Origin of the sequence: Aquincola tertiaricarbonis, from assembly GCF_000969605.1 — a bacterium.
GTDB classification, from domain to species: Bacteria; Pseudomonadota; Gammaproteobacteria; order Burkholderiales; family Burkholderiaceae_C; genus Aquincola; species Aquincola tertiaricarbonis.
This window is the reverse complement of record NZ_JZUE01000016.1, coordinates 1-16,498: the sequence shown is the minus strand read 5'-3', so window position 1 is coordinate 16,498 and position 16,498 is coordinate 1. Positions and strand designations below refer to the sequence as shown.

Below are 16,498 nucleotides of genomic sequence, written 5' to 3'. Positions count from 1 at the left end.
TCGAGCCAGCCCCGAGACGTGCGTTTCTGCGTGCGCGCAGGTCGTCTTGAATCCCTCACAGCGGCCGCATGCCTTCGGCACTTGGGCCTGCTGGGATCGGCGGCCGCCTTCCCGCCTGGTGCCGACCGGGCCCTCCCCAATATTGAGGAAGCGTTCGCCGTACGAGGTCTTCTATCGTGCTCGATTTGGTTGGCCCGCTGGCCGGTGGCAGGTGCAGCCGCAGCAGCCGCAGGGACACCAATGCTCGCAGAGGCACTCAGGGCGATCATCGACCTGCTCAGGATCCGGCAGGAGTCAAAAAAGGCCGACATCGACATCCGCAAGGGCGCTCTGGAAATGTCTCGGCTGGAGCGAGAGGACGCCTTGCATCGCTCGAACATCCAGATCGCGACCCCGGACGACGTGCGGAAGTACGATCCGCGTGTTGCTGCCGTCGGGAGGCTATTGTCCCCGCCTTCTGCTCCCAGCCCGGCTCAACAGGCGCCCGCCTTTGAATCTGAAGAGGCCCGGGCGTCCGCGAACCTCATCGTCCTGCTCGCTGTTGCTTGCCCGCTTGCAGTCATCGCGGCGCTGGTGGTGTGCTGGCCCTCCTTGGAAGGCTTCTTGAGCGGCATTTGATGCTGGGCGCCTCGGCGACCGCAAGAAAGTTCCCGGCTCTGTCGCGACACAAGGCGCTGCCCGGGTGGGCGGAACAATTTGGGACCACACCGCGCGTCCTGACACTCAGCCGGCTTGGCCCCGCAGTGGTATTGGCGGCGTTGCCCGTGCCGGCGGCATCAACGCTCGCGCGGCATTCAATCATCACGCCGACACAGTGATGATGCTCCGGCTCACGCGCTCGCCGTCCCGCTGAATGGCCGGCTGGCTCCGGTCGGTATCTGCGCAGGCCTCCTGCAGCCAACCAGCGGGGTTGCAGGCCGCACCGAACTCCTCTTCGAGCATGTGCGCTGCCAGCAAGTCGCGCAGCGGCGCACCGTGACGGCTATCGCAGTCGATGCCAGTGACGAGGCGCTGACTTTCAGGATGACTCGTTACGTCCAGCCTGGGCCAGCAGACTGCGAAGTCCACCATCGATTTGCAGCCGCCCCTTGCCCTGGCGCTTGGCTTCCAGCATCGCCTGATCCGCCCGCGTCAGCAATGCAGCTGGGGTGTCGCTGCTACCGTCGGACGCAGCCAACCCCATGCTCACGCCGACGGTGACGACGTGTCCGTTGGCCAGGGTGACCGGCGCGTTGATCACTGCCGTCATTCGTGCCAGCACTGTGGGCCAGTTGAACCACGGAGACGGTGCCAGCAGCACCACAAATTCGTCCCCGCCCATGCGAGCGACGGTGTCGTCTGTCCGCAGTTGCGTCACCATGCGGCGGGCAACTTCGACCAACAGCGCATCGCCGGCGCCGTGACCATGCTGGTCGTTAACAGCCTTGAAGCCGTCGAGATCCAGGTAGCACACCCCCACCTGATCGCCGGCACGACGAGCGTTGGCCAAGTGGTCACTCAAACGTTCGAGCAAGAGCACGCGGTTTGGCAGCAGGGTGAGCGCGTCGTGGCTGGCTGCATGCCGCAGCCGGTCGTGTGCCGCGTGTGCGGCTGTGGCGTCGACGGCGATCCAGAAGCTTTCGTGCTCAGATACCCGAACACCGTTCAGGTCCGCCCAAACCCCGTCACTGGCCTTGCGGCGCAGCTGCACCTGCACCCGGCAGTTCTCGCCGCTGGCGAGCAGCGCGTTCGCCAAGGTCATGACTTCCGTGGCCTGGGACCGGTCAAGGAACAGCGCTGACAGCGGTTGCCCCGCCAGCTCGCCCGCAGGGTAGCCCAGCAACAGCTCCAATGCCCGGTTGCGCCAGCCGATGTGCTGCTGGGCGTCGAGCTTCATCATGCCCACGACGTCGTTGTTGAGCATGGCGGACTGCTCCTGCAACAGCTGCGAGATCTTTGCTTGTGCCTGGCGCTGGGCCTCCGCGTTCGCGGCGATGGTCTGCATCGCCTGGGCCTCGCGTGCGCCAAACTTGTAGATACCGCCGCTGGCGATGGCGATCAGTACCCAAGCCAGGCCGGCCAGTGAGGTCACATGCCAAGCCTGTTCGTTCCACGGCGCGAGGAAGTTCGCTTGGTTGACGCCGGCAAAGACCAGCAAGGGCCAGCCTTCTACAGCTCGGTACGCTGTGATCCGGGTGGCGCCGTCGATGGCCACGACAGAAGCGAAGTTTCCGCTGACGGGGTGACTGCTCACCGCGGCCATCAGCTCGGGGGACACCGAGGCGCTGCCCGGGGCACCCTGCGGGCCGCCACCGGGTGCACGTCGTGCAATCAAGCGCAGATCGGCCGTGCGCAGGGCAACGGCATCACCGGCCTGCAGGTCATAGCGGTCGAAGACATCGGCGAAATGATCGACGTTGATCGTCCCGTACAACGCCCCGGCGAAACGCCCATGGATGCGCAACGGGTGGACCAGGGCCAAGACCCAGTTGCCGGTGGTGCGCGACTTGAAGGGACCCGCGACCAACGCCTTGTCGGCCAGGTGCTGCTGAGCGAGTGCGAAGTAATCGCGGTCGACAACGGATATGTCCGGCTGGGCGGGAAAACCGCCGCGCACGCGGCCCTGGTCATCCGCCAGACGCATCGACTCGATGTCCTTCAGCAGCGCACCACGCGACCGCAGCAGTGCGTCGACCGTTGGGACGTCGTGTTCGTCATGGGTCGCCATGTGCACCACGTCCTGCACGGTGGCCTGCATGACGGCATCCACGACCCCCAGCTCGCTGGCGAGGTTCAGCTGCGCGACCGCCGCACGACCTTCGGCCGCCGTCAGCGCACGATGTTCATAGCCGCGCCTGGCGGAGGTCAGCACGGTGACCACCAGCGCGCCCAGCAACAGCGCTACCACGACGTTGGCCACAATGAGCCCGCGCTTCAGACGCCGGCGCCTGGCGCCCACGCCTTCAACAAGGTCGGTCGCAGAGAAGCTGAACATGTGGCTGGCACCTCAGTGGTGCATCTTGCCGTGATGCCGGTCACTGACCGATGCGACCGCGGCCCGGTCGACCGTCAACGCGGCGACACGGGGCTGAAGGCACAGACGGGTGCGCCAAGTCAAAAACTGAACATCAGCCAGCGCTTGGGCAGGCGAGCGCAACGCCTCTGCGGCGGCGCGGTGCGCTTTGATCGCGTTGACCGGTGCGGTGGTGCACATCCGGCAAGTGGTCAGAAGGTCGCCCAGTCATCGGTGGCCACGACCGCCGCTTTTACCGGCGCCGCCGCGGGCTTCGTCACGGCCACCGTCAACGGCCGCTCAGGGGCTTGGGCCTTTGCCCCCGTGTGCGCAGCGCGGCTCACCGGCAGGGGCACGGCCTGCATCGCTTTGCTGCGTGAGACATCCACCCTGTGGACCGGGATGGCTTGACCGGCTGCAGCACCCATCAACTTGAAAATTGAAACGGCCGCCACCAAGCCCTGGGCTTGTGTCTTCAGGCTTTCTGCGGCGGCGGCCGACTCCTCGACCAGTGCCGCGTTCTGCTGCGTGACCTGGTCCATGGCGGTCACCGCCTCGCCCACCTGACCGACGCCGCTGGCCTGCTCGCGCGATGCCGAGCTGATTTCGCCCACGATGTCGGTGACCCGGCGGATGGAAGTGACCACCTCCTGGATGGTGGCGCCCGCGCGGTCGACCTGCTGCGTGCCTTGCTGCACCCGCTCGGTGCTCTGAGTGATCAGCGTCTTGATTTGCTTGGCCGCCTCGGAGGAGCGCTGGGCAAGGGTGCGCACCTCGCTCGCCACGACTGCAAAGCCGCGGCCCTGCTCGCCGGCCCGGGCGGCTTCCACGGCCGCATTCAGGGCGAGGATGTTCGTCTGGAACGCAATCGCATCGATCGTGCCGATGATGTCCGCGATGCGGCTGGAGCTTTCGGCAATGCCCTTCATCGTCGCGACCACATCTTGCACGGCTGCGCCGCCGCGGCTGGCCACTTCGCTGGCCGACAGCGCCAGTTGGTTCGCCGCCTGGGCGTTGTCCGAGTTGGCGCGCACGGTGGAGCCGAGTTCTTCCATCGAGGCAGCCGTCTGCTCGAGAGAGGAGGCCTGGCTTTCGGTGCGCGCGGAAAGGTCCAGGTTGCCGGAGGCGATCTGAGCGGAAGCGGTGGCCACGCCTTCGGCGCCGGCGCGGACCTGCGCCACGATGCCGCCCAGGCGCGTCTGCATGTCCTTCAAGGCCGTCAAGAGCTGACCGGTCTCGTTGGTGCCGGCGGCGTTGAACTTGCTGGTGAGATCGCCTGCGGCGACGGTGCGCGCGACGTGCACCGCCTCCTGGATCGGCCGGGTGGTCGAGCGGATGATCGACAGCGCCAGCAGCGCGCCAGTGACCAGCGCGCCGAGCATCAGGCTGATCACGGTGGCGCGCATCTCAGCCACCTCTGCGTCGACTTCGAGGCCGGCGCCGTCCATGCGACGCTCGCTGTACGCAATGAGGTCGTCCACCTTGCCCATGTACGCCTTCTGCGCCGGCGCCATTTCACTGGTCACAGTGGCGCGTGCGTCGGCCAGGCGGCCTTCCTTGACCTGGGCGAGCACCTTTTGTCGCGGGCCCTGGTACACCGTGCGTGCCTCCATGAGGGACTGGAACAGGCGGCGCCCCTCGTCGTCCATCAGGCCGTCCTCGTACTCCTTCATGATCGCGTTGGTCTTCTTGGCGACCTCGGCCATCTCGTCGTACAACTGGTGGCGGTCGCTGTCCTCCAGCACGACAAACAGGTCGCGCATGGCGCGGCCCACCTGGGCGTTGTTTTCCTTGATGCTGTTGAGCATCTTCAGGCGGGGGATGCGGCGGTCGGTGAGTTGATTGAACTGCTCGCTGATGGCGCTCGCTTGCATCAGCGAGTACACGCCCACCATGACGATGAGCGCTGCCATGGCGGCAAAGCCGAGGGCCAGGCGCGTGCTGATTCGAAGGTTGCTGAGGTTCACAGGGCACTTTCAATGGGAATCAGCACTTCATCGGACGTTTGAAGTGCGAATGAAGTCACAAGCGGTCCCGCGGTCCCCGGAAAAGCAGGGTTTTCCTGGGCTGGTTGCTGCACTTCCCGCGTTGGCCTGCCGTCGTACGTTGCTGCCAGCACGGGACATCGATCGCCACCGTCCGACGAGCAAGGGCCACGTTGTTGCGCAGACTGGCGCGGATGAGTGCGGAGAACCAGCGTCCAGTGGCTGGCGCTTCAGGCCGCAGTCCAGAAGCTCGCACGAGCGCAAGCCGACGACGCGGCGGGTTCGTCGTTAGGTTGCGCGGCGACGGCCAAGCCGCGACGGTCCGGCGGGGACCTCGATGGACGGGCCGACGTAGCGGCCGCGCGGGCGGATGACCGAATCCACAGCGAGCTGTTCCATCGCATGGGCCAGCAGGCCGACGCTCCGGGCGGTGGCGAACAGGCCGAAGGCGGCATCCGCCGGCAGCCGGTGTTGGGCCACCAGCGTGGCCAGCGCCAGGTCGATGGTGGGCTGCTGGCCGGTGAGCGCGGCCACCCGCTCGATCAGCCGGCTGATGGCCGGCGGCGGCGTCAAACCCGCCAGCAGCGCCGCCGCGCGCGGGTCGCCATCCGGGTAGAGCCGGTGGCCGAAGCCGGGTAGGGGGATGGCGGCCGACAGGTAGCGGTCCACCACGGCATCGGCGCCGCCGCGTTCCACCTCGTCGAACAGCGCGCGCACCCGCAGGGAAGCATCGCCGTGCAACGGACCCGAGAAGGTGGTGAGACCCGCCAGCAGGCAGGCCGACAGCGAGGCGCCGGTGGAGGCGGTGATGCGGGCGGAGAAGGCCGAGCTGGTGATCTCGTGGTCGGCCAGCAGCACCAGCGTCTGGCGGATCAGGTCCGCCACCGCCGCCGGCTGCTTCCAGCCGCGCGCCAACCGCTCGTGCAGCGGCAACGCGTGGTGAGTCCTGGCGGTCGAGGCGCCAAAGGCCGCGCCCAGCCGCCCCACCAGCGCCATCGCTTCGTCCAGCAGCACACGGGGCAGCCGGCCGCGGGTAGAGGGGCTGGTGGCCGTGAGCAGCGCCAGCTCGCTGAACGCCCGCACGCGGCCCGGAGGGACTGCCGGTGCATCACCGTCCGGGGAAGCCAACACAACTGCGGCCTCACAGCCCCAAAGCAAGCGCGCGGCCTCTTCCAGCGTGCTGTTGCCGGCCAGCGCCACGGCCTCCATGCCGCGGTAGTACAGCCTGCCGCCGGCAAAGGTGGAGATCGCGGTGGGAACGCTGGGCTCGGAGCCGAACATGGTGGTGGCCGCCAGCGATTCCCGTGAGCGGCCGTCGGCCTTGCGCTGCGCCAGGCTGGCCACGTCCTCGGCCCGATAGAGACTGCGCCGTGGGTCCTGCGGGTCGGGGCTGGCGCCGATGCGGCCGCGGCTGACGTAGGCATAAATCGTCTGGGGCTGGACGCCGAGGATGCTGCGCGCCGCTTCCAGCGTGATCCATTGGGGCATGCATTTGCAGCGCCGCACGCGCCGACGGTAATGTTGATCGTTGATGTTAACTGGCCATAGAAATATTGATATTGATGATCAACATTGACTCATCGGCCGCCAGCTGCCTAGCATGGGCTCCACATTGATGGAGACGACACGATGACCTTCACCCGCTTGACCGCACTGGTCGCCCTGGCAACCTCGTTGACGGGCGCGTTGCCGACGGCGCTGGCCAATGGCTACCCCACGAAGCCCATCACCCTCGTGGTGGGCTCCAGCGCTGGCAGCACCACCGACGGCTTGGCCCGGGCGATCGCGCAAGAAATCTCCGCCGAGACCAAGACGCCGGTCATCGTGGACAACAAGGCCGGCGCGAGCGGCGGCATTGCGGCGCAATCGGTGGCCCGCGCCGCGCCGGACGGCCACACGCTGTTCATCACCACGAACACCACGCAGGCCGCCAATCCGCACCTGTTCCGCAAGCTGGCCTACGACCCGGTGAAGGACTTCGCGCCGGTCGGGGCGCTGGTCAAGGGCTACCTGCTGCTGGTGACCCACCCCGGCGTGAAGGCGAAGGGTGTGAGCGAGCTGGCCGCGGTGGCGAAGAAGCAGCCACTGTCTTTCGGCGCGGGCAGTTCCTCGGCCCGGGTGGCGGCGGAGCTGTTCCAGCAGATGACCGGCACCCAGCTCACCTACGTGCCCTACAAGGCCAATCCGCAGGCGATCATCGACCTGGTGGGCGGACAGATCGATCTGATGATCGTGGACCTGACGACCAGCCTGCCGCAGGTCAAGGCCGGCAAGCTCAAGGCGCTGGGCGTCAGCAGCCCCAAGCGTTCGCCGCTGGTGCCCGATCTGCCGACCATTGCCGAGGCCGGTCTGCCCGGCTATGAGATCAGCTACTGGAACGCGGTGTACGCGCCAGCCGGCACGCCGGCGCCGGTGGTGCAGCGCATCAACGAGCTGATGCAAAAGGCACTCACCACGGAGCCGGTGCGCCGCTTCATCGAGCAGAACGGCATGGAGCCGTTCACCTCCACTCCGGCCGAGCTGGCGAGCTTCCAGGCGGCCGAGTTCAAGCGCTGGGGCAGCGTGATCCAGGCCGCCGGCATCCAGCCCGAATGACCCTGTCCACCTTGCTCCCTACCATGAAGCCGCACATTCTCCAGCTCAATCCCATCCTCGTGCCGTCGGTCAATGAACGGCTGGAAGCCCTCTACACCGTGCACCGGCTGTACGAGCAGGCCGCGCCCGATGCCTACATCGCCGCCCATGGCGCGCAGATGCGCGGCGTGATCACCGGCGGCCACACCGGCATTTCACGCGGCCTGATGGAGCGGCTGCCCGCGCTGGAGGTGGTGGCGGTGAACGGCGTGGGCACCGACGCGGTGGACTTGGCCTATTGCCGCGAGCGCGGCTTGCCGGTCACCGGTACCTTCGGCGCGCTGACCGAGGACGTGGCCGACTTGGCGGTGGTGCTGCTGCTGGCGGTCTGCCGCAACCTGTGCGCGGTGGATCGGTTTGTGCGCTCCGGTGCCTGGGTGCGGCATCCGCAGCCCAGCGCGATTCCACTGGCCCGCCGCTTCAGCGGCCTGCGGGTGGGCATCGTCGGGCTGGGCCGTGTGGGCCGTGCGGTGGCCATGCGGGTGCAGGCCTTCGGCTGCCCCGTGCGCTATACCGACCTGGCGCCCATCCCGGGCGTGGACTGGCCCTACGAGCCGGCGCTGCTGCAGCTGGCCCGCGACAGCGATGCGCTGGTGCTGTGCGCTGCGGCCGACAAGGCCGACGGCATCGTTGACGCAGCGGTGCTGGACGCGCTGGGGCCGCAAGGGGTGCTGGTGAACGTGGCCCGCGGCCGGCTGGTGAAGGAGGACGACCTAGTGCGTGCGCTGCATGACAGGCGCATCGCCGGCGCCGGGCTGGACGTGTTCGTGGACGAGCCCAACGTACCGCCCGCGTTGTTCGAGATGGACCATGTGACGCTCCAGGCCCACCGGGCGAGTGCGACCGCGGAGACCCGAAAGGCCATGGGCGAGCTGGTGCTGGAGAGCCTGGCCCAGGCCCTGGCCGGCCAGCGGCCGACACACAGCCTGACAACCTGATGCGGCGGTGAGCCTCGCGGCGCAGCCTGTCCAGGCGTGCGTCGTTGAGTCGATGACGTCACGCTGAGCCGGCCGATGTGCTGCTCGATCGCGGGAGGCTGCTGCCTGGGCAACTTCATGAAGCCGTTGGCTCTCCACCGCCCCGGCGACGGTGGAGCGGCTGCAGCGCCTGCAGGCTGCGGGCGTGGTGCGATCCATCGGCGCCAAGCTGACCCGGCGCGCGTTGGCTACGCTGTAGAGGCGATCGTGGGCGTCACCGCCGCACAGCCCGGCAAGCAGCGGCTGCTGAACACGCTGGCCAAAACGCAGCAAGTGCTGGAATGTCACCACGTGGCCGGTGCCGACTCCTACCTCATGACCGTGGTGGCGCGCGACCTGGCGGACCTGGAGCGCTTCCTCGGTAGCATCAACGGATACGGCGAGACGCGCACGTCCATCGTGTTCTCGACGCCTGTCCCGAGGCGCGGGCTGGTGGCAGCCTAACCGTGCCGAGCGCCTGCCACTGTCTCCAGCTTCCCGCTTCACCGGGGGTGGCGAAGACATCGCAGGTGGCGATGAACAGCGCTACTCTACTGCCGCCGCCCTGGCACGACGCCGTCGATGCCGAAAGACGCCCTGTCGCCGAGCTGCTGATAAACACCACCCAGTCGGGCATCTGGTGTCCCTGCCCGCAAAGATGCGGCGTAGCGATGGAGGACTGAAGGCCACGACAAAGCAAGCCACTCAGTGGGCCGCCTTGGCAAGCCAAGCGGCCAGCCAAGGGGCTAGGTTGTTGCATAGGCCGTTGCAATCATGGACGACATCACCCAAAGTGGCGAGCGCATCGCCGACATCATCAGCACCATCGACGGCATTGCCTTTCAGACCAACATCCTGGCGCTGAACGCCGCCGTGGAGCGGCACACGCCAGTGAGCAAAGACGCGGTGTCACGGTCGTGGCTGGCCCCGCTTTTCGCAGCGCACAAGCCACCAAGGAGATCAAGTCCTTGACGCCCAGCCACTGTCATGGGCTGGCACTGCGCTGCGCGTAACGCTCAGCAAAGGCGGTGATCACGCCGCAGAAGGTCACCACCGGCCCGGCCGACTGCATCGACCGCAGCCGCTCGCTGCATGCGATGAACGGCATGCCCAGCTTCTCGGTCGCGTGGGCGCTGAGCGCTCACTGAATTTCGCCACGAACGTCATGGGGCAACTTCACTCTCCAGTTTTCGTCGCAGCTGCAACCTACCGCCGCAGGCCCTTCGCGGTCCTAACAAGCCGGCTCCGCAAGCTGCCGGGCGGCCTGGAGCTGTCGTTTTCGGGTCCCACAGCGGATGGTCGAGCGGTTAGACACCATTCGAGCCGTGATTGCAGGTGGTCTGGAGCGGGTCCTGCGATTTGCCGCTTTTAACGCCGGGTGGTGAGACTGGCCGGCGCGGTGCTACGCTCCGGCCCAAATATCGTGTTGCGCACGTGCCGGCGTAGCGCTTACGGCGGTACGCCAGAAGCCCGCATGAGAACCAAAGGAGGACTGTCTGCAGCTGGAACGGCGCGCGGCCGACTGTGGTCCTATGTCGAGTCCAACAGGGAGACGGGAAGAATCCAGTGGCGGCGCTTCCGCCTCGCTGAGGGGCAGCGGCCGAGCGCCAAGCACACGGTGACCTGCGCGTGCGTGGGCAAATTGCCATCGCACAAATTGCGGCTGCCTCGGGCGCCAAAAGCGCGAGCGACTTGTCGAGGTTCTTGTCGCAAGCCGAGTGCAGCATCAGCCGCGCACTGCGGATGAGCAGCTGCATCGAAGCGTCGGGTGCTGCTCACCGCCAGGCCTCCAGCGTCACGAGGCTGGGTTCGTGCGAGGCGCGTTCCCACGTGCGTTGGCGGCGCTCGAGGTCAACGAGGTCCGTCGCACTCGCGAAGTAGGCTTCGCGCTTGCTCTGAAGAAGGCTGCGCCACAGGTGTGACAAGAGGCCTGTTCCGCTGGGCGCGGCAGCAGGCCGTTCGCATGCGCCCGCGGGGGCATTAACGGCTTGGATTTCGGTCATCGCAGCACATGGTCAGGTGGGTTCAAAGCACCATGCTCGCAGCAGGCTGGCAGGCCGTCTTGCACAACTGCGACGAAAGCACCGGCGAGGCGAAGTCGGCTAGCAATGTGCCTCGCTCATTTGCCGTTTGGCACACCCCGGGGGATGCACCTCTCAAGGCTGTATTCGTCTGTGTCAGGCGCCGTAAATAAAATGACCCTAGGGGGCCGTGCTGAATGCCGCATGACGGCCTGTGAAGCTGCGCTCGACCGTGACCCACGGACCCAGTGCCGGGGCCCGCGGATAGCCGTACGAGAACCAGTCGATTTCCGTGGGGTGGATGTGTCATGCCGTGGCATTGCTGTCTGGAGGATCGGGTGCCGGCCGTCCAACGGGAAAGGCGGTGGTTACCACGGTAGCTGCAAAGACGGCGCCCCGGCGATGGACCAGCTGCGCAGCCTGAGCCATGCACACCGCGCGGAGCGGTCACGATCGGTGCTGGTCGGTCTCTGCGAGCGGCCATCTCGGGCTGTAGGCAGCTGCCCGGGCCGTCCTGCCGCTGAACGGCCTCCAGAAGACCGACCGTCCTTTCCTGCCGCTGCGGACGGTCAGCCGGGCAGGGACCGGCGATGTTCGAAGGTCAAGCGCAGCGATCCTCGGGCCTGAATTCGCTTAGCGGCTGGCAGCACCCGCCGCGCCAGGCGGGCAGGTCGACCTTCACACGGACGTCTCGCCGGTGAGGCAGGAGAGGGCCTTTGTCCCATCATGCGCCGTGACGCACCAAGCCCTGCACGCGAAGACGGGACACCCGCCCCATGGCCTTCTGTGGCCCGCTGGAAAGAATGAGCACATTCGCTGGCACCCTCCCGGCGGCGAGAACTCCGATGACCAACGACACCACCTCGCAGGCCAGCTTGCCGTTGTGCACGCACACCCTTCCGGTGTCAGGCGCACTGCGCCCTTACGTCAGTGCGCTGATGTCGGCCGAACTCAGCATCGGCGGGCCACTGCCCCTGGCCATCGTGCCGCACGAATCCCTGGTACTCAGCGTCCAGCTCGGACGGGGGCCCGACGCCATCGAACAGAAAGGCGCGCATGGCGAGAACACCCACCTTACCGGCATCCGCAAGCGCACGGGCGAGTTCTCCGGTCAGGGCAATTGCGTCACCCTTTTTGCCCTGCTTACCCCGCTGGGCGCGGTGCAGTTGCTGGACGCGCGCCCGCTGGCGGCAGCGCCACGTATCCGTGCGCGCATGGCGGAACTGCTCGACAACCACTTGACGCGCGACCTGGAGTCGGACGTGGCGCGCGCCGGCACGCTGGACAAAAAGCTGCTGGCCTTTGCGGCTTGGCTGGAAGTGCGCGCAACGGCGCACCGCCATGTCGGCGATGCGGCGCTGCGCGCCGGCCGTGCGGCAATGCGGCTGGTGGGCGACCCGCGTGTGGCGATGGAGACGCTTGCCGGCGAACAGCACGTGTCGCGGCGCCAGCTCGAGCGCGACTTCCGACAATGGCTGGGCACGTCACCTCGCCACCTAGCGCAGGTTGCTTGTGTGCAGGCCGTCTCGCGCAAGGCTCAGACGGGGGCAACGCTGGCCGACATCGCGGCCGACGTTGGTTTTGCCGACCAGGCCCACATGTCGCGAGTCGTGCGCCAGCTCACCGGCCTGACCCCGGGGCGCCTCACGCGCAGCCGGCCCAGCCCGCTGGCTGCTGGCTTCCGCCGCGCCACTGGTGGCGGCACGGTGTATTTGTGATTTGGGAGACGGCCGGCTCAATCGCCCAGGCGGCCGAAGCCCGAGTCGCGCGCACGCACGATGGCTTGTGCGCGGGTCTCCACTTGTAGTTTGGCGAAGATGTGGGTGATGTGGTTGCGCACGGTTTTCTCGCTCAAGGACAAGATAGCAGCGATCTGTGCGTTGTCGCGCCCCTGGGCGATGAGTTCCAGCAGCTCTCGCTGGCGATCAGTCAGCGCCGCAAAGCCGGGCAGCTCGGCGCCCGCAGCGCGGGGCAGAAACCTGCGCACAGCGTCAATCCAGTGCTGCCAGCCGGGCTCGTCTTCCAACAGCAGGTGATTGCCGCTTTCGATGGGCACAAATTGGGCGCCCGGGATAGCGGTGGCGAGCAGGCGCCCTTGCTCGAAGGGCTGGCGCACTTCATGCCGGCTGTGCAGCACCAGCGTCGGACAACGCACCCGGTGCAGGAGGTGGGACACATCGATGCGCGCGAATTCGCGCATGAACCGCACCGCGTTGGCCGGTGACGTGGAAATGCGCTCGAGCTCGTTGAACCAATGGTGCTGCTCGGGCCGACCGCCTGGAATGAACTGGCTGGTGAAGAACTGTCGGAACGAGGGGTCGGCCTTGCCCCATCCCAGCTCGGCCAGCTTGTTCATGGTCTCGACCTCTTCGCGCTCCGCCGCTGTGTTGCTGCGCACCAGGCGCCCCCGTGCATAACCGCCATGCAGCACGAGGTGAGATACCCGCTCGGGGTGTCGCACGGCATAGGCGATGGCTATCGACGCCCCCTGCGACATGCCCAGCAAGGCGAAGCGCTCGGCGCCAATGGCATCGGCCAGGACTTCGAGGTCGCGCACCCAGCTTTCAAAGGACAAGTCCTCCACGAGCCAGTCCGACAAGCCGCAGCCACGCTCGTCGTAACGCACGAACGTGTACTGCGCGGACAAGGACTGCAGCAGATGGCTCCACACCGGGCTCTGCCAATCGTATTCCAAGTGCGACAACCAAGTCGCGGCCTTGATCAGCGTCGGCCCCGCGCCAGCACTGGCATAAGCCAGGCGCACGCCATCGTGGCTGCTAATGAAGCGAATGTTCTGGTGAGAGGCAGGCATCCGGGGACGGGCTCTCGCGCGGTTGCAATCAGCGACATTCTCCCGCAGATGCGCCCCGACGGGGCGTCACCGTGTGCAACCGACGCTGAAGGCGGCGGCTGCGCTGGTGCATTGCCGGCGCTGTCCCCAACAGCACACGGGCCAAGAACAGGGCCATGGCCAGCGCCGCGGCGTACAGGGCCATGAAGCCTGCAAACGGCATCGCCGGTGACAGAGGCCGGGCCACGCCCACGAACGCGGCGTAGACCCAGCTGGCGCTGCTGATGGCGCCCAGCGCGGCCGGCAGCCGCAGCCCGGCAGTCCAGGAGAACGTACCGGCCTGCAGACGCGGGAAGACGCAGACATGCAAGGCACAGCCGTTGAGCGTCAGCAGCGTGACGACCACCAGCTTGGCGCAGAGCTTGGCGTTAGGGGCCCAGGGCATCGGGCTGGCCGCCGCACTGACGGCCACCAGCGCCAGACCCGTCGCCCACAGCACGGCGAGCCCGGCGCTGACGACACGCATGGTCTGGCGCAGCCGCATTGGCTCGACGCGGCGTGTTGCCAGCAACCGCAGGTCTTCACGCAGCACGGCAGACAGCGTCACCGCGAAGGCCATGACATGTGTGAACAGGACCGCCTGGTGCCACAGCGACATAGAGTCCATGACGCGCCCTCAATCCCGTTTCAACGACACATCGACACACCGCCCAGGGCGGGCCGCGTGGTCGGGTTGGCCTGAAGTTTGCCGAACAGGCCCTCGGTCTCGCGTTCCGGCCCGGCAGCGAAGTACATGTGGTCGGCTTCGCCAAGGCTGGCACCGTTGCCAAACTGCAGACCCCACAGGCCGTCGATCACCACCTTCTTGCCGCTGGTGTCGCGCACGTAATCCAGTGCGACGCGCAGCGTCGGATGGAAGGCCACCACGGTGCCGTCGCCGAAGTTGCCGACCAGCAGGCAGTCTGCATACAGGCCGTAACTGGCAGGCGCCTTGGCCACGCCCCACGGGTAGTTGAGGAATCCGCGGCCGTACCAGCGCGCCACCTGCTTGCCGCTGGCGTCAAACTCAACCAGGCGGCCCTCGGCCGGTGGGGCCTGCGTCGGGTTGGGTGGCACGTGGCGGCCGTACATCGCAAATACGCTGCGGCCCAGCGCCTGCACGTTGAAGGCCTCGAAGCCGCCAGGCTGCACCACGCCGGCAGGCCGGAACGGGTTAGGCCAAGGCGTCTGTTCGGCGAAGCTGTGGTCGTAGCTGCGCAGTTGAGCACCGGCGCCGAAATCGGCCACCAGGACGCGGTCTGCATCGGGTGTGACCGTTACGCCGAGGAAGTTCGAGCCCAATGCGCTGCGGTCGACGACGATGGTGCTGTCCAGCGGATGGTCGAAGCCGCCGCCGGTTCGTGCGCGTTCGGTCCACGCTGAAAGCGTGCCACTGGCATTGGCAAAGAAGAACTTCGTCGGTGCCGTGATGGGTCCGTTGGCGTGGGCCTGTGTGATGGTGAAGCCGGCGCCGTGGTTGAAGCCCACACCGGTGGCGGGACCGCCCGTGGTAACGATGGCCAGCTCGTCCTGGAACAACGCCGTGTCGCCGACGTCGCCGACGTACTGGATGGACGTGCCGGTCCCGGCGGCGCCGATCCAGAAGTGGCCGCCCAGGCCTGCCGGGCGGATGGCGATGCCCCAGGCGTTTTTCATTTCAGGCTCGATGATTGGTGCGCCATAGCCGGGTTTGCTCGCCACCAAGTTGCTTTGCTTCACGCCGGGGAAGTTGGCGGCCGCGGGCGCATCCCCGTCGGCGGTCAGCGCCGCTGCGCCGCTGCCTTCGGAGTAGAGAGTGGGCAGTTGGCGTGCGCGCACCTCGTGGTCGGTGGCCTCGAAGGCAAGACGTGCTTGTTCATCAAGTGCCGCATCCGGCTGGTCGCTGGCATCGCTTTGCGCTGCCGTCGGAAGGGCGCGCGCTGGATCGTCACGGCCACCGCATGCCGCAAGAAAGGCCACAGCCAGGCTGACAGCGGCTAGCGCATGGGGGGAACGGGGAATCGCATTCATTGAAGGACCTCGGCAAGAAAAGGACAAGTTCCCGGAGCGGGACGCACAGCTTCGGCGCTCACAAGCCCAGGGTCTTGTCGATCCGCGACATGCGCTCCGGCTTCCACACCAGCCGTCGCATAGCTCCACGGCTCGTGCCGGGACGCTGACGACACTGTCGCGTCCGCATCGCACGCCGCTTTCCGTGCGCCACTTCTCGGGCAACTTCCTCCGCTCACTTCCGCCTTTCTTCAACTGTCACGAAAACTCCTTCCGCACGCGTCACCGCCCTTGCTTGCGCCGCCTTCACCCTGTCCGTGCTGGCGGCACAAGACGAGGTCTATGACCTGCTGCCCAGTTCACAGGGACACCATCAAGGCCTGGACTGAACAAATCCACGCAGTCCAATGCCATCCTGATCGACGCCGAAATGCTGTTCGACAACAGCAGCAACACCTTCGCCCTCCCGGCCCGCACGCCGATCGCCGATCTGCAGAACGGTGCGCATATCTTCGGCTTCAACCGCGTCCGCCCTACCAATCAGCCCTCTTGCGCCGTCGGCTTCGGAAGCATCGGCCGCACGGCCTTCCAGTTGCGATGGACGGCGACGGCGTCCCGTGCCATGGTGCCCGAAACGCTGCTGCTCCCCTAAGGCCAGCGCCACAGGACTTCACTTGAGGCGCAGTGGGCGGTCGACTTGGCCGCGACCGGGCTGGCGAGCATCGCCGAGTCCAGCTGCAGGGCGTAAATGCGGCGGCCTTATGCGCCGCTGCCCAACGCACCCGCGCCGACTGTAATCGACGTATTGAGCCAGGCGCTGGCGCTGGTTTTGCCCTCGAGCCGTCGAGTGAACGCGACCTGGCCCCACGCGTACTGCCCCTGGAGCAAATGCAGAAACGCCTCGCCGAGGCGTGGCTGCGATCAAGTGGCGAGCAGTTACCGGCCCCCGCGGTCGGAAGCAACCGGCACGGCCCGCTCTGCACGGTCGCGACCCCCGGGGATGCCGCCGGAGTACTCGCTCACCTGCAGGACTGCACGGTCATGTCGGTCACCTACGCGCTAGGGAAGGTCTGCACAACTACGTGCCGATC

The 16,498-nt window shown here is 67.0% G+C and carries 15 protein-coding genes; 7 read left to right on the top strand and 8 right to left on the bottom strand.

Annotated features, from left to right (window positions below):
- The first annotated feature begins 81 nt into the window (after positions 1-81).
- The gene (locus VO99_RS17835; RefSeq protein ID WP_157039618.1) at positions 82-618 is read left to right on the top strand and encodes a hypothetical protein; all 537 of its coding nucleotides are present in this window, start codon (positions 82-84) and stop codon (positions 616-618) included.
- Positions 619-1,018: 400 nt separating this feature from the next.
- Here VO99_RS17835 and VO99_RS17830 read toward each other — a convergent pair whose 3' ends face one another.
- From VO99_RS17830 to VO99_RS17820, 4 genes are all read right to left on the bottom strand, one after another.
- Positions 1,019-2,974, bottom strand: coding sequence for a bifunctional diguanylate cyclase/phosphodiesterase (locus VO99_RS17830; RefSeq protein ID WP_046114268.1), 1,956 nt, complete (start codon positions 2,972-2,974; stop codon positions 1,019-1,021).
- A gap of 12 nt (positions 2,975-2,986) precedes the next feature.
- Positions 2,987-3,193 carry a hypothetical protein gene (locus VO99_RS30330; RefSeq protein ID WP_157039617.1) on the bottom strand — a complete coding sequence of 69 codons (207 nt, stop codon included), beginning with the start codon at positions 3,191-3,193 and terminating at the stop codon, positions 2,987-2,989.
- 11 nt (positions 3,194-3,204) lie between these two features.
- A complete protein-coding gene (locus VO99_RS17825) occupies positions 3,205-4,959 on the bottom strand; it encodes a methyl-accepting chemotaxis protein (RefSeq protein ID WP_046114267.1) in 1,755 nt (584 codons plus the stop codon).
- 306 nt (positions 4,960-5,265) lie between these two features.
- Positions 5,266-6,465 (bottom strand): citrate/2-methylcitrate synthase, encoded by a 1,200-nt coding sequence (locus VO99_RS17820; RefSeq protein WP_046114266.1) that lies wholly within the window; start codon positions 6,463-6,465, stop codon positions 5,266-5,268.
- A gap of 141 nt (positions 6,466-6,606) precedes the next feature.
- On the opposite strand from VO99_RS17820, the gene VO99_RS17815 reads away from it, so the two are divergent.
- From VO99_RS17815 to VO99_RS17800, 4 genes are all read left to right on the top strand, one after another.
- A complete protein-coding gene (locus VO99_RS17815; protein ID WP_046114265.1) occupies positions 6,607-7,572 on the top strand; it encodes a Bug family tripartite tricarboxylate transporter substrate binding protein in 966 nt (321 codons plus the stop codon).
- Positions 7,573-7,595: 23 nt separating this feature from the next.
- A complete protein-coding gene (locus VO99_RS17810; protein ID WP_046114264.1) occupies positions 7,596-8,549 on the top strand; it encodes a 2-hydroxyacid dehydrogenase in 954 nt (317 codons plus the stop codon).
- A 246-nt stretch (positions 8,550-8,795) separates the two neighbouring features.
- On the top strand, positions 8,796-9,032 hold the full coding sequence (locus VO99_RS29600; protein ID WP_052736425.1) for an Lrp/AsnC ligand binding domain-containing protein: 237 nt from the start codon (positions 8,796-8,798) through the stop codon (positions 9,030-9,032).
- A 309-nt stretch (positions 9,033-9,341) separates the two neighbouring features.
- Positions 9,342-9,539, top strand: a complete 198-nt coding sequence (locus tag VO99_RS17800) for a methyl-accepting chemotaxis protein (protein WP_046114263.1) — start codon at positions 9,342-9,344, stop codon at positions 9,537-9,539.
- An 803-nt stretch (positions 9,540-10,342) separates the two neighbouring features.
- On the opposite strand, the gene VO99_RS29595 is transcribed toward VO99_RS17800, so the two are convergent.
- A complete protein-coding gene (locus VO99_RS29595; protein ID WP_083440698.1) occupies positions 10,343-10,570 on the bottom strand; it encodes a DUF3563 family protein in 228 nt (75 codons plus the stop codon).
- An 863-nt stretch (positions 10,571-11,433) separates the two neighbouring features.
- Between VO99_RS29595 and VO99_RS28965 the strand changes: the two genes are divergently transcribed.
- Positions 11,434-12,306 (top strand): AraC family transcriptional regulator, encoded by an 873-nt coding sequence (locus VO99_RS28965; protein ID WP_052736424.1) that lies wholly within the window; start codon positions 11,434-11,436, stop codon positions 12,304-12,306.
- Between the two features lie 17 nt (positions 12,307-12,323).
- On the opposite strand, the gene VO99_RS17790 is transcribed toward VO99_RS28965, so the two are convergent.
- Genes VO99_RS17790 through VO99_RS17780 form a run of 3 tightly spaced genes read right to left on the bottom strand, consistent with a single transcriptional unit; the run spans position 12,324 to position 15,428 of the window.
- Positions 12,324-13,400, bottom strand: coding sequence for an alpha/beta fold hydrolase (locus VO99_RS17790; protein ID WP_046114262.1), 1,077 nt, complete (start codon positions 13,398-13,400; stop codon positions 12,324-12,326).
- Between the two features lie 28 nt (positions 13,401-13,428).
- Positions 13,429-14,046: a hypothetical protein gene (locus VO99_RS28960; protein WP_052736423.1), complete on the bottom strand. Its 618-nt coding sequence runs from the start codon at positions 14,044-14,046 to the stop codon at positions 13,429-13,431.
- A 20-nt stretch (positions 14,047-14,066) separates the two neighbouring features.
- Positions 14,067-15,428, bottom strand: a complete 1,362-nt coding sequence (locus tag VO99_RS17780) for a TIGR03118 family protein (RefSeq protein WP_083440696.1) — start codon at positions 15,426-15,428, stop codon at positions 14,067-14,069.
- 409 nt (positions 15,429-15,837) lie between these two features.
- Between VO99_RS17780 and VO99_RS17775 the strand changes: the two genes are divergently transcribed.
- Entirely contained in the window at positions 15,838-16,059 is a 222-nt protein-coding gene (locus tag VO99_RS17775) for a hypothetical protein (protein ID WP_046114261.1), read from the top strand.
- Positions 16,060-16,498 lie beyond the last annotated feature (439 nt).

What these genes read in the sequence shown, in the direction of transcription:
- VO99_RS17830 (WP_046114268.1), bottom strand. Translation starts at nt 2,974, where the DNA reads ATGTTCAGCTTCTCTGCGACCGACCTTGTTGAAGGCGTGGGCGCCAGG.
- VO99_RS30330 (WP_157039617.1), bottom strand. Translation starts at nt 3,193, where the DNA reads ATGTGCACCACCGCACCGGTCAACGCGATCAAAGCGCACCGCGCCGCC.
- VO99_RS17820 (WP_046114266.1), bottom strand. Translation starts at nt 6,465, where the DNA reads ATGCCCCAATGGATCACGCTGGAAGCGGCGCGCAGCATCCTCGGCGTC.
- VO99_RS17815 (WP_046114265.1), top strand. Translation starts at nt 6,607, where the DNA reads ATGACCTTCACCCGCTTGACCGCACTGGTCGCCCTGGCAACCTCGTTG.
- VO99_RS17810 (WP_046114264.1), top strand. Translation starts at nt 7,596, where the DNA reads ATGAAGCCGCACATTCTCCAGCTCAATCCCATCCTCGTGCCGTCGGTC.
- VO99_RS17800 (WP_046114263.1), top strand. Translation starts at nt 9,342, where the DNA reads ATGGACGACATCACCCAAAGTGGCGAGCGCATCGCCGACATCATCAGC.
- VO99_RS29595 (WP_083440698.1), bottom strand. Translation starts at nt 10,570, where the DNA reads ATGACCGAAATCCAAGCCGTTAATGCCCCCGCGGGCGCATGCGAACGG.
- VO99_RS28965 (WP_052736424.1), top strand. Translation starts at nt 11,434, where the DNA reads ATGACCAACGACACCACCTCGCAGGCCAGCTTGCCGTTGTGCACGCAC.
- VO99_RS17790 (WP_046114262.1), bottom strand. Translation starts at nt 13,400, where the DNA reads ATGCCTGCCTCTCACCAGAACATTCGCTTCATTAGCAGCCACGATGGC.
- VO99_RS28960 (WP_052736423.1), bottom strand. Translation starts at nt 14,046, where the DNA reads ATGGACTCTATGTCGCTGTGGCACCAGGCGGTCCTGTTCACACATGTC.
- VO99_RS17780 (WP_083440696.1), bottom strand. Translation starts at nt 15,428, where the DNA reads ATGAATGCGATTCCCCGTTCCCCCCATGCGCTAGCCGCTGTCAGCCTG.
- VO99_RS17775 (WP_046114261.1), top strand. Translation starts at nt 15,838, where the DNA reads ATGCTGTTCGACAACAGCAGCAACACCTTCGCCCTCCCGGCCCGCACG.